7 protein-coding genes are annotated in these 15667 nt (G+C 59.6%); 6 read left to right on the top strand and 1 reads right to left on the bottom strand.

Annotated elements, in window-relative coordinates:
* Nucleotides 1–122: 122 nt before the first annotated feature.
* The 4 genes from EJI01_RS15590 to EJI01_RS15605 are packed head-to-tail and all read left to right on the top strand — an operon-like array spanning nt 123 to nt 9968.
* Nucleotides 123–437: an SNF2-related protein gene (locus EJI01_RS15590; protein ID WP_126838059.1), complete on the top strand. Its 315-nt coding sequence runs from the start codon at nt 123–125 to the stop codon at nt 435–437.
* Nucleotides 434–3283: a hypothetical protein gene (locus EJI01_RS15595; protein ID WP_126838060.1), complete on the top strand. Its 2850-nt coding sequence runs from the start codon at nt 434–436 to the stop codon at nt 3281–3283. The genes EJI01_RS15590 and EJI01_RS15595 overlap by 4 nt, the downstream gene beginning before the upstream one ends.
* Nucleotides 3280–4392 (top strand): hypothetical protein, encoded by a 1113-nt coding sequence (locus EJI01_RS15600; protein WP_126838061.1) that lies wholly within the window; start codon nt 3280–3282, stop codon nt 4390–4392. Before EJI01_RS15595 ends, EJI01_RS15600 begins: the two co-directional genes overlap by 4 nt.
* Complete coding sequence (locus EJI01_RS15605) at nt 4389–9968, top strand: DEAD/DEAH box helicase (protein ID WP_126838062.1); 5580 nt, start codon at nt 4389–4391, stop codon at nt 9966–9968. The genes EJI01_RS15600 and EJI01_RS15605 overlap by 4 nt, the downstream gene beginning before the upstream one ends.
* 11 nt (nt 9969–9979) lie before the next feature.
* On the opposite strand, the gene EJI01_RS15610 is transcribed toward EJI01_RS15605, so the two are convergent.
* Nucleotides 9980–11188 carry a Druantia anti-phage system protein DruA gene (locus EJI01_RS15610; RefSeq protein ID WP_126838063.1) on the bottom strand — a complete coding sequence of 403 codons (1209 nt, stop codon included), beginning with the start codon at nt 11186–11188 and terminating at the stop codon, nt 9980–9982.
* A gap of 451 nt (nt 11189–11639) precedes the next feature.
* On the opposite strand from EJI01_RS15610, the gene EJI01_RS15615 reads away from it, so the two are divergent.
* Both EJI01_RS15615 and EJI01_RS15620 read left to right on the top strand, forming a co-directional pair.
* Nucleotides 11640–14249 carry a protein kinase family protein gene (locus EJI01_RS15615; protein WP_126838064.1) on the top strand — a complete coding sequence of 870 codons (2610 nt, stop codon included), beginning with the start codon at nt 11640–11642 and terminating at the stop codon, nt 14247–14249.
* A complete protein-coding gene (locus tag EJI01_RS15620; protein ID WP_126838065.1) occupies nt 14246–15469 on the top strand; it encodes a hypothetical protein in 1224 nt (407 codons plus the stop codon). The genes EJI01_RS15615 and EJI01_RS15620 overlap by 4 nt, the downstream gene beginning before the upstream one ends.
* Nucleotides 15470–15667: the final 198 nt, after the last annotated feature.

Below are 15667 nucleotides of genomic sequence, written 5' to 3' on the forward strand. Positions count from 1 at the left end.
TGCGGTGCTGGCGTTGCCGAGGTAACCCAGCAGACATCCTGTCCGCTGGGGCCGCGAAAACACAGTGCCTGCATGACCGCCGTCTCACCGCGACCCAGAGGGTCTTTCAGATGTTGGCAAGCGTGGATGACATCACCAGCCTGCCGTCCAGCGGCATCGAACTGGTATCGCACCAAGTCAGCGTTGTGCGGCGAGTGCTCTCCGACCCGGTGAAGCGGTACCTGCTGGCCGACGAGGTCGGGATGGGTAGGACCATCGAAGCGGGCTTCGTCATCCGCCAGTGCCTGTTGGACGAACCGCATGCGCGGGTCGTGGTCTTGGCGCCCGCGACCTTGGTCGAGCAATGGGAAGGTGAACCTGAGGAACTTCTTAGAGAGTCTGGCGTGGGACGTTGCAGTCTGCCAAGACATGCGCAGCGAATTCGGATTGCGCCATGAGCGAAACCCTCGCGCTGTTCGAAGAACGACTTCGAGCGCATTTCTCCGAACTGTCTCAGTCAAAGGCGTCTGGTGGCCATCGTCTTTTTGCGCTGGAGCATTGTCTGGCGCCCGACGAGGTCAAGGTTCTGTCGGCGCAGCTTGGCAAGAGCCTTGGCAGACGCCGCATGCTTGCCGATTTCAAGGTTTCATGGGTCGTGCACGCTGCGGAACAGGGGTACGACTTCGATGGGCAGGAGTACTGGCATTCGTTCGCTCAACGCACGGCCAACTGGGAGTACTACGGCAATCGAAAACGTCTGCGCGACTGGTTCAGAGCTTTCTGCGCCGAGTTTTCTGGAGTCCAGCCACAAGGTGAATGGGCCAAACACTACAAGTACATCGCGTGGCCCATCGCAAATGCGCTGCTCCCTCGCGATTTGCAGGAACAACTCGCGCAATCAATCTTCAATATCCGCTTCCAGCTCAGGACTGTTGCCCACCTGCCCCCAGAAGCTACCGGCAAGCTGATCGCTCAGCACTCCTACGTTTCGTCATCGAGGTTCCGGTTTCTGCTGCAGCAGCATGACTTGGTCGGCAGGCTGGTGCATACCCTGCTGCAAGGCGACGGCCTCGGCCAGACCTCCATCTATCCCGCGACCCTACAGCGAATCACGACGGATCTGAACTCACGCGGCCACGCAAGAGCATGGCTCAGAGATGCGCAGAAGCAGTATGCGCAGCTGCAATTCCAGCTACCGGGGATCAAACAGAACTATTGGACTCAGACACTACCGCACGCCAGCACTACAGATGCGGAGGTGGTTGCAGTCACTGATCGGCAAGGGGTTCTGCTCCGGCCAACCATCGAGCTGCGGCGCACGGCGTTGGCCGAGTGGCAGGTGGTGCTCAGCGTGCCCTCATTCCAGCCGCTGGTCGATGTTCAGCCGGAACTCAGACCTCACCTGGAACGGGTCAGGTATACGGTCTCGGCACATGGAACCGCGCTCTTCCTGGGCCGCACGTTGTTGTCCTCCCGAGGGATGCAGTACACCCTCGCGGATTGGCCGGCCCAACGGCAGTGCGTCCTGAGTTTCAACGCCGCAGATACCTTCTTCGATCGGATCGTCGGTCCTGAATGCCAGATCCAGCCAGCAAAGGTCTGGGTGTTTCGACTGAGTGAGGATGGAACGGCCAGGCACATCGCAACGGCTCACGTCGTCCCGGGCCAGTCTTACCTGGTGATCACGCGAGAACCCGGGCTGATCGACCGACTGGGGCCGCCGGTTGTGTTGCGTTGCGCAGGCGTAACTTGTGTGAAGCTGACATTGGATACGGTCATCTCGCAGGCGCAAAAGGCGGCACTTTTGCAAGCCGGAATTTCTTTCCATCTGAGCGTTCGCGTCTCCCCCCTGGGCTTGTTGCCACGTCAATGGGGGGAAGAGGGACTCGGCGTGTGGCTGACTAGCGAGACCCCCTGCTTCACGATCACGCGCGACCATGAGTTCGATGCCTATCAGCTCGCGATCGACGATGGGGAAGTCCAGACCTTCGCATGCGACCGCAACGCGCCCAGCATGAATTTCATGCTTCAGGGACTATCGGTAGGACGGCACAAGATTGCCGTCGCGACCCGTGTCTCGGTCGCCACGCAGACCGGTTCGCACTTCAAAACGGAGCGAAGTGTCGAACTGAGCCTGTTTATCCGTCAGCCGACGGCCTGGACGCCGGGCAAGCTCAGCATCAACGCAATGGTGGTGGACGTGCATCCGCCTGCTCCCACCATCGAGGACTTGCTCAGAGGGCGCATTGCCCTGTCTGTGGAAGGAGATCGCGCACGGCGTGCAACCTGCATGTTGGTCCTCACGAATGCGTCGAACGAAGAACTGTCCGCTCAGACCATCTTTCAAAGGGAACGCCTGCCAATTGCGGCAGCGTTTTGGGAAGAGAGACTCAATGCGTTTCTGAACCAGACTTCGGACGAGCAAATCTATTTGGAAGCCGCGGGTGGTTTCATCCGCATCGACGCGGAAGATCTCGGTGAATACCGGGTTGCACTCTTGCACCATCCCGAGCCGCTTCGCTGGGGCACGACCGTTTCGAAGTCCTCCGCCACGCTGCGACTCATCAACGACGGCTTCGACAAGCCCTTGCAGATCGAGCGCCTGTCTTTCTCGCAACCGATGCAGCGAATTTCAGTGGACCCTGCCCGGGCGCGCATCGGCATCGACACCAGGGCAGAAGACGGATTGTTCGTGGTTCGTGCCCAGGAACACCAATACGCAGCCGTCGTGTCGTCCACCCATGTTGGCAAGGAGTTCGGCTGGCTCGGTGTGGAGCTGGACGAACACAAGATGAGACAGAGCAGGGACGACGAGGAGTTGGTCGACACCTATGCGCTCTGGGCGAATGCAAGGACGTGCGGTGCGATATCGCGCATCAAGCGAATGCGCGTGCTCGATCACATCCATGATCAACTGATCGCGGTCGTGTGCGGCATACCCTGGGCCAAGTTGGAGAAGCGCCTCGCGAGCGATGTGACGGCGGACAACTGGGGCCTCCTGGATGACGCGGTCAGTCAACCGATCTCGTATGCGGTGGCCCTTGGCTTGGCGTGCAAGGTCGCGACCACCTTGTCCGACGAGACGATCGAGAATATTCATCGGACGAAATCCATGGGATTTCGTATCTCGCAAGACCTGGCCGTTGTGCGCACCGCATGGCTTCTTGCATTCAACCCGGCCCTCCTGCTCGATGGCGATGCACATCCTGTGGGCACCAGCAAGGACGCTTTCGCGACGCTTGTCCGCGGCGCGCGGCTGCTGCTCCTGTGTCGTAAACACGAACGCGCGGGAGCGCAAGGATGATCGCCCGCGCTGTCCAAGCGAGCGAGCTGGAAGTATTCCAGCAGTTGAAGATCGATCTGCATTTACGGCCTTCGACCTTCGACGGGGAGGTCGAATCCACCGTGGCGGCCGTCATCAGACGCTTGAGCGGCTTCATGTGCCCATGCCCGAAGACTGCGCTCGCAAGTGCGGCCGTTCGATCGCTGAGGCTTGACCCGGAAACAACTGCGGAAATTGCGGACCAGGTGGATGGCTCCATCGAGGACCTGATGATTGCGGGCGATCTAATCGAGCTGTCTAAGGTTGTAGCCGTCGGTGCCGAGGACCATCTCACATGGCTTTTTTGCGCGCCGCCCAGTTTTGTCAAAAGGGCCGACGGTCGAATCTACGTGTTCGGCGTAGGGCCGGACGACGCCGTCTTTCTGCCCGGCGAAATACTTGCACAGGTGCATCACCTGGGGGCAACCCGGTACATCGACGCGCCCAATGCCGCATCACTGGCCGACGTGTTGCCTGGCTTGGGTCTTCGGCAGATCAACGAGGCGGCGTGGTTGATACCGCATCAAGCCGAGGCGCCGGAAAAGTTTCTTGCGCGCATGACAAAGCGGCTTCAGCAAGCCGGTATCAAGGGGCACCTGCCCGAGATATCCATCCTTCGTCACGCCACCGATGTGATGTCGACATACCGTCAGCGTTGGGCCAAGCCACAGGATGAGACCGGCATCTTCGTCGGGCGTCACCCTCGCCCCTACGGTGCGCCGCTCTGGTATTTGTGCGAGTTCCAGGCAGGCGAGGTTCAGCGCAGCCTCTTGCTTCCGCTGCCCGATCAGGCGGCCCGGGCGTGCGATGTCGCGTGGCAAACCCAGCTGGCGATCGATGCGGTTCGGGGATATCCGGCGCTCATGCGATCGCGGGCCGACCCGGACGGCGAAGGTGTTTATCTCAACGTCCAGTTTCCTTTGCCCATGGCGGCACGGCGCAGGCTGGTCCTGCTCGGCGGTCGCCGCGGCAGAGGCGATCCGAGTGGCTTTTCTTTCTGGCTACCAACCTCGCAACTGGCGCAAGAAGTGTCCTTTCTGAAGGATCACTTCTGGTACGTCTCTCAACGGAATTCAGAGGGCATTCAATGACAAAGACGATTCATGGCGTGGCCTCCGAGCTGCGTGAGGCGCTGATCGAGTACGTCGAGGCGACCTACCATATCGGCGACCCTGCGCTGCTCAAGCAGCGACGCGCGCTGCTCGAAGAGATCGGCGTGGTGCATCAGTCGCCGTTTCTGGAGTCCACGCCGCGGTATCAGACCGGCGAGAAGTTTGGGGATATCAAGGGCCTGTCTCCGGCCGCGCGCGCCTTGTTCGAGACGCTTTCGCAGCCTACGGCGAAGGGGAAACACCTCCTGTACGACCCACCGTACACGCACCAGAGCAAGGCCATTCGGGAGACCTTGGTCGAGGGCAAGAATCTACTCATCATGACCGGGACCGGTTCAGGAAAGACCGAGTCTTTCCTGATGCCCATTCTTGGCATGCTCGCGAAGGAAGCGCAGTCCAGCCCCGAGGCATTCGGGACGCAAAGCGGCATGCGCGCGATGATCCTCTATCCGATGAATGCCCTGGTCAACGACCAGCTTGGGCGACTCAGAGGGATCTTCGGAGACCCGAGGCTCGTGGAGATGTTCATGGGCTGGGCCGACAGGCCACCGCGCTTCGCGCGATACACCAGCCGCACGCCTTATGCAGGAAAGCGTGTAAAGGGAAAAGATCAGACTAGGCTCAAGCAGTTCAACGACTTCTATGTCAAGGCGCTGGAGCGCGCGGCGGCCGGCGACGAAGATGCGGCGATCGCCACCCGGATGATCGGAGACCTCAAGAGTCGAGGCAAGTGGCCGGCCAAGCCCGATCTGGCGCGCTGGTACAAGGGGCCGAAGGGCAACTACTGGCAGGATGCCGCAGGCAATTTCATTCGCGCAATCACATTGCCAGGCGACTCTGAGCTTCTCACGCGGCACGAGTCCCAGTCGTCCGCCCCCGACCTGCTCGTGACCAACTACTCGATGCTCGAGTACATGCTCATGCGCCCTGTTGAGCGAACGATCTTCGACCAGACGAAGGCGCGGCTGGCCGCCAACCCCGATGAGAATTTTCTGCTGATCCTTGACGAGTCGCATCTGTATCGCGGCGCGGGTGGCGCAGAAGTCGGTCTGCTGCTGCGCCGCCTGAGGGATCGCCTGGACATTCCCATCGAACGCTTTCAAGTGATCTGTGCGACGGCAAGTTTCGACAGCCCGGAATACGCACCCAAGTTTGCTTCCGAGCTGACGGGAGCGCCGCCTGAATCCTTCACAGTGATCCAAGGTGACTATCTCAAGCAGCCGCATGGCGGGCAAGGGAGCGTGGCTCAGGCCGAGCTCCTGGCGGGCCTGGACATGAGTGGGTTCTATTCGGAGGAGCCCGCCAAGCGTGCGGAGTCCGTCGCTCCTTTTCTGGCGGCGCAGTCCACACCCCTCGATCCGGGGAACATCGATCGTTCGCTGTTTGCCGCCCTGAGCAACTTCCCGCCGTTGATCGCACTGGTGAACAAAACCATGGGCGATGCACAACCCGTCAATGACCTGGGCCTATTTGTTTTTCCCGATTCGCCCAAGCCCGTTGCGGACCTCGCGCTGACCAATCTGGGTGCTTTGGCGACCAGTGCGCGAAAAAAACCAGACGATCCCAGCCTACTGCCATGCCGTGTCCACAACTTCTTTCGGGGGCTGCGGGGGCTGTGGGCATGCATGGACCAGGACTGCTCGGGAATCGATGAGTCGCTTCGGGGCGCAGTGGGCAAGCTCTACACACAACCCCGAGATCTGTGCGCGGCGTGCAATGCCCGTGTTCTCGAGCTCTTCACGTGCCGGGTGTGCGGCAGCGCTTATGCGCGCGGCTACTGTGACAACGTCGAAAAGCCATCGGTCATCTGGAGCGAAGCAGGAGCTCCGTTACGGATGGCGGATGACAGCATCGAAGAACTCGACATTCTGGACATCTTGCTGGTCAAGCCTGGCAACTGCGAACTTGCCGAGGAAGCCAGCTTCGATCTGACGACCGGGCAGATCAATTCACCGCTCAAGAACCAGCGTGAGCGGAGTGTCTACCTATCGCCGGAACGTGTCCCGCGGGCCGTTCAGGACGATGACGATGACGACAGCAGTGGCGGCGGGTACCTCGCCTCGGCCGGGGTGTTCCATCAATGTGGCATCTGCGAGCGCAAGAGCTATCAGGGGCGCTCTTCGGTTCAGGATCATGAGACCAAGGGAGATCAGCCATTCCAGGTTCTCATCAGCCGGCAGATCCAGGTGCAGCCCCCGGGACCGCAGCCTGCAACAAGCTTTGCCCCCTTGCGAGGACGCAAGGTCCTTGCCTTCTCCGACTCCCGACAGGTGGCGGCCCGTCTCGCTCCAAACCTGCAGATGTACTCGGCCCGCGATACGTTGCGTCCCTTGATGGTTCGCGGATGGGCGCGTCTGGCCCAGATACCAAAGTTCGCCTTGTCGCTTGAGCATCTCTATCCGGCGGTACTCATTGCCGCCAGTGAACTCGGTGTCCGATTCCGACCTGAATTGACGATGCAAGAGAAGCTGCAGGATTTCACGGACGCGGGCCACGTCGTCAAGCCAGGACTGAATGTCTCCGATGACGACTTGCGCGCGCTGTGCTCGCAGCTTGTGCCTGGCGAACCACCGGAGGCGTTCCTTTCCGATTTGATGTCGACGATGAGAGATCGGTCGCTCGGGCTTGAAGCGCTGGCATTTGCTTCCATCGTGGAACATCAGGATCAACGCCCGGCGGTGGAAGCACTGCCGAACATCGCGGGTGTTACCGAGACCGCGCAGGATCGCGTGGAGTTGGCCCGGGCGTGGATCAGGGAATGGAATGGTGCTGGCTTCTGGCTGCGAAACATGCCGGGCCGGTGGTATCAGATTCATCCAGACAAGAAGGTGCAAATTACCTCTAGAACCGGAAAGTTCCGACGCTTCGAAAGCAAGCTGGGATCGCCAACGGCCAAGAAGATGTTTAACGACAAGTGGCTGCCCAAGCTGCTTGACGTGTTCACGACGAAGATGGAAGGTAAAAAGCACCAGCTACAAGGCCGGCGCCTTTCTCTCGCGTTTGGAGGGGAATGGGTTCGTTGCGCAGACTGCAAGTCGGTCCACCGGCCCGTCAGGTTGCTGCCCGTGTGTCTTGACTGCGGTCATGCGAGCATCTTCGCGCTCGATCCGAATGCGGATGAAGTTTTCATGAAGCGCAAGGGCTACTACCGCAACGGCGTGATCGCCGCCTTGCTGCCAAACCCGCAGGCGCCGGTTTCCATCATTGCGGCCGAGCACACCGCACAGCTCAACTCCGCGGAGCACGATGACGTGTTTTCCAAGGCGGAGGAAAACGAACTGCTTTTCCAGGACGTGGACATTCCCGTTCGCAATGCGCGATCGGCACCATCCGCGGTCGACGTGCTCTCCAGTACCACGACGATGGAAGTTGGGATCGACATCGGTCAGCTATCCGGTGTCGCGCTGCGCAACATGCCGCCCAGTCGCGCCAACTATCAGCAGCGCGCTGGCCGTGCCGGCCGGCGGGGCAACGCGATCGCGACCGTGGTGGCCTTCGGCGGCTCGGACACCCATGATGAGCACTTCTTCTCCGAGCCCGCAAAGATGATTTCGGGGGAGGTCATCGATCCAACGTTGAGCATCGACAACCCAGACATAGTTTGTCGTCACATTCGGGCTTTTCTTCTGCAGTCCTACCATCAGGCAAGAATCCCCGCAGACTACGTTGGCAAGGGAGACCTCTTCTCGGTGCTGGGCCAAGTCAGTGACTTTGCGCTGTCAGGGAGCGTTCTCAACCGTGCGGACTTCGAGACGTGGCTGAATGCCAATGTCGATCGTCTGCGCTCGCGGGTCGGCGCATGGATTCCCAGCGAGTTGTCTGCTCAAGACAGGCAGACGCTCCTGAAAGGGATGATCAAAGACTGCCTGGATGCGATCGACAGGGCAATCGAGGATGAGCTGGCAGCGGCAGCGGCAGCGGCACTGGCCGGCGCCGCGGCAGTCGCGAACGGCGATGACGAAGACGAGCACCCCGAGGTGCTTGCGGAAGTGGACGAAGAAAAGCCTGTCAACCCGCCAGACGCCAAATCGCTGCTCGATGCCTTGCTCTACAAAGGGGTCCTGCCGCGATACGCCTTTCCGACAGACGTCGCAACGTTCCACGTGTTCGATGTCGAAGGCTCAACGAAGTATCGACCCAAGCTCAAGTTTGCTCCTGCCCAAGGTCTTGCGGTGGCGCTGACCCAGTACGCACCTGGCAAGCAGGTCTGGATTGCCGGCAAGTGCTATACCTCTGGAGCGATCTATTCGTCGATGCCCGGCGAACGCTACAGGCAGTGGGAGGGCAGGAAACTCCATGTGGAATGCACGCGCTGTGGCTACGCCAGAACGGAATTGGTGGATGCTGGCCTCAAACGTGGTGATGTGATGGACTGCCCTGCGTGCCAGGGTTCGCAGACGTTGGGGCCGGCGCGCTATTGGATGCGCCCTACAGGCTTCGCCCATCCGATCACAGTGCAGGAGGTCACCTCGCCGGACGACATTCCCGAGACCAGCTATGCCACCAGGGCAAAGCTGACCATGGAGAGTCCGGACGATTCCGAATGGGTGGTGCAGTCCGAGCGCGTTCGCCATCTTGCGATCCGCACACATCTTCTGGTTTCCAATACCGGGCCTGCCAAGCAGGGGTACTTGTATTGCACTCGTTGTGGACGCATCGAAGCGACCACCACGCCCCATAGCCCTTTGCTGCAAGAGCACTCGAAGCCGTATCCCGATCCAGCCGATCAGACCTGCAAGGGTGGCGCTGCAGCTCGGGAGGTTGTGCTCGGCACAGACTTCATCACCGACGTGGCGCTCTTTTCTTTCCGCCTCGAAGACCCGATCCGTCTTCATGCGGCCGCTTCGATCACACGCGTCGCGCTGCGAACGTTGTGCGAAGCACTAGCGCGTGCGGCGACGGACCTGCTGGGTATCGAGCCCGGCGAAATCCTGGCCGAGTACAGGCCGGCGGTGACACAGCTGGGCAATGAGGGATTGGAAGCAGAGATCTTTCTCTACGACACGCTGCCTGGAGGTGCCGGCTTCTCAGGCGCCGCGGCCGCCAAGGGACTTCCGCTTTTCCAGAAGGCGCTCGAAATCATGAAGTCCTGTGAGGAGCATTGCGATCTGTCGTGCTATCGGTGCTTGCGCAGCTTCCGCAACCGCCTGGACCACGGCGCCCTGGACCGCTTCACCGGTATCGCACTGCTGGGGTACCTGCTCGATGGCAAGCTCAGCTCGTTCGAGCCGCGCCGGATCTCAAGCGCGGCGAATTTGCTGTTCACCGATCTGCTGCGCCACGACAAGCCCTATCTGCAGCCAGTCACGCTTGACGATCTCACCGACGATCAACTCAAGTCGCACCATAAGCCCACCCTGGTGACGAGCGCAACGGGCAAGCCAGTACTGCTGGCGGTGGTGAGCCCGTTGGAGGAATTCCAGGCTCCACGGCAGGTGGACGGCGTATTGCCGGATGGAGGCTCGGCGCTGCTTGTCCAGATCAGCGAGTTGCTGGTGCGACAGAATCTTCCCAAGGCCACGCAATTTGCGCTCGGGCAGATCGCAACTGCCTGAGTCCTCGCCAGCTAGACCGCGCCGGCTGGCGGCGCCGCGATCGCGCTGACCAACGTCTGTCTGAGGAGATCGACATCCTTCCCGAGGTTCCACTCCGGGAAGCGTTGCGCGCGCGGTACTGCCCAACGCTCGCGCCAGAACTCGGCGAAGTCCGCTTCAGGCAAAGAAATCGGTGCCCCGAACCCCTTGCCGGCCATGCCGTCGTCGAGCTGGTCGACAAGGCGATAGAGAAACACCTCGCGCTTGACGCCATGCTGAAGAAGCGAAGCCGGCAATCCCAGTCGCACCAAAGCGCGACAGATGTTCTGCCAGCGTACCTTCGGGCCATTCCCGAAGCCGCCGTCCGTGAAGCCATCGACCATCTTCAAGTACGAACACAGCGCAGGGTACAAGTGCTCCAGGTGGATGGTGCCAAAGCCCATCGTGTAGCCGATGGGCTCGGCCAGCAAGCGGCCGTTGTACTTCAGCCGGTTGTACTGCGAGCTGCGACCGAATGCGCTGGTGGTCGTCACAGCCGCCAGCGGCTGCTGAATGTTCTCGTCCAGCATGCGCGTCTTCTTGCCCGCGTATTGGCGCCAGTACGCCTGGCGTATCGTGTCCGAGGAAACCATGCCCGCGCAGAGCTTTCCTCCAAGCAAGTAAGAGTAGGGGGGGATCGCACCGACGGCATATGCGTCCAGGGTGCAGTTGACCAACGCGAGTTTTTCTTTGTCCGGGTAGTCCCACAGCCGGTCCCGCGCCGCCAGGTCGGCCGGCGGCGATTGCAGTCCGATGATGCCGATCACGGCCTCGTGGTACTCGTCGAAGATCACGAAGCGCAGGCGACGGCCATACCCCTTGTTGTATGGCATCGACCACATCGAGCGCGTCGCGTAAAACAGGTCGCTCCATTCATGGTTGCGCTGGACGAACTTGAGGACGGGCTTGATCTTGGAAGGATCGATCTCCGAGCCGTTGCGAAAGCGCGAGTGGTACTTCTCGAAGAGTGCCTTGGCGGTTTGTGCCGTACCCCCACTTTGACCAAGCTTCGCCTGTATGTGCAGCGCCCGCAGGTAGTCCTTGTCGTCGTTGCCTGTCGCCGCTTCGAACTTGCTGCAGGCCTCCAGGACCGACACACGCAGCGCTCGCGCGACCGCATCCACCTGTTGGGGAAGATAGATCACCTTGGCGGAAGAAGCCGGCGTCTTCGTCGCGGATGGGGCGGTTTTGCTCTGAATCATGGTGCCGTCGATTTGGCCACGGCGTGGCCACTCAGTCAAGGGCTATCGCTTGACAGCCCCGCTTTTGAGGCGCGATTGCATCACAGTTTGCGCCAACCCTGCTGCTTCGTGGAGGCCGCAGGGACAACCACCATCGAGCAGGAAGCTGGAGAGTGCGGGCGGATCACATCAGGACAGTGCCGCGGTACAAGCCATGCGCGCTTTCGTAAGTGATGCTTATCGTCGCGTTTGGGTCCTCACACCTGCCGCAACGGAAACCTGAGTCTCAAGTTGGTTAACAAACGATCCTAGCGTCCGCTGCCTTGCTCCAGCACATCAACGCCCTGCGAAGACGGTAGGAGCGGTTGAGCCAAGGCCCCTTGCAAGCGGCGGCTCTGATACGCGGATAATTCACACCGTCAATCCGCATGTGCGCGGACCGACTACACGAAGCGATTCGAGAGAGACACCAATGGCAACCATTCAACTGTCCGACAGGCTTCGAGCATGGCTTAAGGACGTCGCCTTAGTGCCAGAGACGCTGGAGCTGCGTAAACCAAGTGGATCGATAGTTCAGTTCCGTATCCTCGAGCGAGACGTCGACGGCAAGGTCAGCGGCATTGCATCTCGAATGGGGAAGAAAGGCTTTGTCCTCAAGGTGCTCGACCTCGACACCAATGCTGAGTACGCTGCCAAGCTCTGTGTGTCCGCGGACTATGACGGACAAAGAAGCGAGAAGGATGAAGCCGTTCTTGCAACGAATCTACGCGGTGCTGGTGACCTGTTTGCCCCGCCTTTGCACATCGGGCGAGTCCAGCCCTTTGCGGGCATGCCAGATTCACCAGAGAGTTTTGTGTGCTTCATCTCGGACTGGATCGAAGGGGAGACCATCGAGAGCTTGGCACAGCGTATTGGCGGACTGACTCCTGACCTTGTTGCCGAGGTATCGATACAGGTAGTTCGCGCCCTCAACTATCTGAAGAACAAGGGCCTGAAGCACGACGATTTGCATTGGGGTAACGTCATGGTCCGCCCAATGCCGAGAGAGTTGGCTCTCAGCGAAGATGATCTTCGCAAAGTCTCCGTCGTGATCATTGATCTCGGAAGCCTGAAGCCGTTCGCACAGCAGACGGCGAAGAGCAAAGACGATCACCTGGCACTGGTGGATTTGCTTTGTCAGATGCACAACGCGTTGTGGGCACAGCGTTCTGTTGTCGCGTCGCACCCCGTATTCATCAAGAAGATACGGACGATTATCCAGTGCTTGACTGACGATGATCAGGCACGGTTCTATCCTCGTGCCGAAGATCTGCATCGCGATCTGACGCTTCTTCGAGATTCCATCTCGCAATCCGAGACTGATGCTCCGGAGCGCAGATTCCGGCCCTTCGAGGCAATCTCTGCCGAGCATTTGGCTGATGACAAGGTTCTGTTGCGCCTGTTTCGAACGGGGCTTCCCTGGTTCCAAGATGTACTGGAGCCCAAGCCGATCGTATTAACTGGGCCGCGCGGATGTGGCAAGTCAATGATCTTTAGGTACATGGCGGTTACTACGCAGATCAACTCGGAAGAGGATCCTCACGCTTCGAAACAGCACGCTGGCTTTGGGGTGTACATCAGTTGTGCGACCCATTTGCAGAACCATCTGCTCTGGATCGCTCGCGAAGAAGGAAGAACCCAGAAGCTGGCCACGAGCATCTCCACCTACTTTCAGCTCGTTGTGCTTCGAGAGCTGGTACGAGCACTTGGCTTGGCCGCTCGGGACGAGCGCTTCAAGAAGTTCTTTGACCTTCGGCCTTCGCAACTGGATGCCTGGATTGATTGGATCAGCCATCACTTCGATGTGTCCATCGAGACACCGAGAACCTCAGCGGCCTCAAGACTTCTCCATTTCGCGGATGACCTGGACCGCGCACGTGTCCAGGTCCATCTGAAGATGCTCTATGGGCAGCCGCCAACGCTTCTTCTTGCAGATGCATTCCTAGGAGATGTCACCTCCAAGTTGATCGAACTCTGCCCGAGGCTCAAGTCCCATCCGGTGATCTTTCTGCTTGATGACTACACCGACACGCGCATCAACCCAGAGGTACAGCAGATTCTCAATCGAGTCGTGTTCGAGCGACGTTCATCTCATTTTTTCAAGATTTCCTGCGAGCGCTTCGGTTTCAAGATTCCCGACGCACAAGGTGCGCCCATCGACCGGGACCGCGAATTTACTGTCGTCGATGTCGGCCATCAGACGATGGAAGTCCTGCAGGCCCACCAGGCCAGGAATTTCCTGAAGGAGCTCATCGACTGCCGGCTCGAGTACGCGGGCTGGAAGGGCCGCTGCGAGACGCTGATCGGCGACTCTACGCCCTATGCGCACGACAACAAACTGGCAGACTTCATCCGCAGCACTGGATCCAAACAAGGAAATCACTACTACTATTTTGGAATGACCACGTTATCGGGCATGTGGAGCGGCGATATTGCTGCGATCCTGCAGGTGGTGAACGCCATGTGCATGCAAGCCAGCGTGGGGCCCAACACTGAAAAGAAGATCAGCGCACAGCATCAACACCAGGCCATCGTTGCGATCTCGAAGGCGCTCACCCGTGCGGTCCTCGACTATCACCCGTTTGGCACCCAGCTGTACGCGATCCTGCAAGCCTTCGGGTCCATGGCACATGCGATCCTGGTAAAGGGGACACCCCACAAAGAGGGCAACGCACGTCGCCTCTATCGACTCGAAATATCAACCGATTCGACGGTTGTCGTGATGGACGAACTCGAGAAGCACAGGCCCGAGCATGCACGGGTCGCCCGGGAACTGCTTCGGCGATCGGTGTTTCATCCATTCAGCGACAGCCGGGGAAAAGAAGGACCTGGGTCGAAGACAACTCGCTGGGAGATGCGACCAATCTTCAGGCCCAGCTTTGGTCTGTCGTTGGTAAGAGAGCACTACATTGATCTGAAGAGCGTTGACGATATCTACGAGCTGCTTTCGGACCCGAAGGCGTTTGCCGAAAAGATTGAGCGCAGATACGAGGATGGCAATCGGAGCAAGCCTCTGTTCGCGGAGGAAGGAGATACGCCATGAGCGACAAACTGGCCAGCGTGCGTGAGATTCCCTATTCTGAAGTCGAGGGCTACCTACCGCCCGTCGAGCCGTTCGACTGGGATGGCGAGTTTCCCGACGTACTGATCTGTGCCCTCGGATTCGAAGACCGTACCCGAGCAATTGTTGGGCGCTTGGCGCAGACCGTTGATCCTTCGAAGTCCAAGCATCCGCTCGCCGTCTACTGCGAGTATCAAACAAACAATGAGGACAACGCGGCCAACCGCGGGCCGCTGCTCGCGCTGCTCAATGTTGCTTATGAGCGATCCGTTTCAGTCACGGCTGATGATCCAGCCAGCTTACGGGCCCGTATGCTGGACGAGCTATCCCAGGTCGCTACTTCGAGTGCGAAGCCGATTTCCGTGATGGTTGATATCAGCGCTGCCGCAGGAAGTCTGATCCTCACGCTATGCGCCGTACTGACTGAGTTCAGCGCAACGCATCGCATGCGGCTGCGCGTGGCCTACGCCGAAGCGGGGTCCTATGAACCTAGCAAAGACGCGTATGAAGTGAATGGAGAGCAACTGGTGCTCAAGGCATGCTCATCTGGCGATGCCTCTTCACTGCACGAGTTCGGCGTGGCGGAAGTCGAGATCAACGAGCTGTATCCCGGCTCACCTCAAGAAGGCAGAGAGGAACTCATCATTGCGCTACCAGCGTACCGCACTGAACGGCTTTCTAGATGCCTACGTCGGGTATCGAGCGAACCGATCTTGCCTATCGGCGACCACGTGCACTGGATTCTTGGTGAGCCACCGGCAAATGAACTGGCCTTTCGACTGGAATTCCAGAAACGGGTGATCACCCGCTTGCTAGTGGGCGAGAGCGAGGCTGTCTCCTCGGGCAAGGCGCTGACTTCCGAGAACATGTCGGTAACCAGTACCCTCCACTATCAACAGACGACGCGACGCATCGTGGAAATTGTCGATGCACACCTTGGGCATACGCTTTCTCTGGTGCACATGGGGTCGAAGATGCAAGGGCTTGGTGCGGGCCTCGCGTTGGCGGTTCGCTCGGAGGTCACGGTCTGCTATGCGCGCCCGACGCGTTTCAATCCCAAGCTGTATTCCTGTGGCATCGGGCCGATGTGGCAGGTCGATTTTTCCGATTTCGGCGTCGTCGTCGACATGCTGCGCACGGTGGGTCGGCTACAGATGACGACCGCGGTTGAGACCGTTAGATCAGGCCTGCCTGCCCAATAGCAGCCTTTGATTTGTGCATGAAGAGCCGTGTTCGAGGAGCTGAAACCGTGCTAGGCGTTGAACACAGGCTTGGCGCACACCAGGAGTTTGATGACCGCGCCGGTGGCCTTCTCGAATTCGGGGAGGTGCGTGATGCCGTTGAACTCCGGATGGCCGCTCTGACTTTGGCGATCGCCTGAACGCTGCTGTCGAGTTCAG

This window comes from Variovorax sp. MHTC-1, assembly GCF_003984645.1.
GTDB lineage: Bacteria > Pseudomonadota > Gammaproteobacteria > Burkholderiales > Burkholderiaceae_C > Variovorax.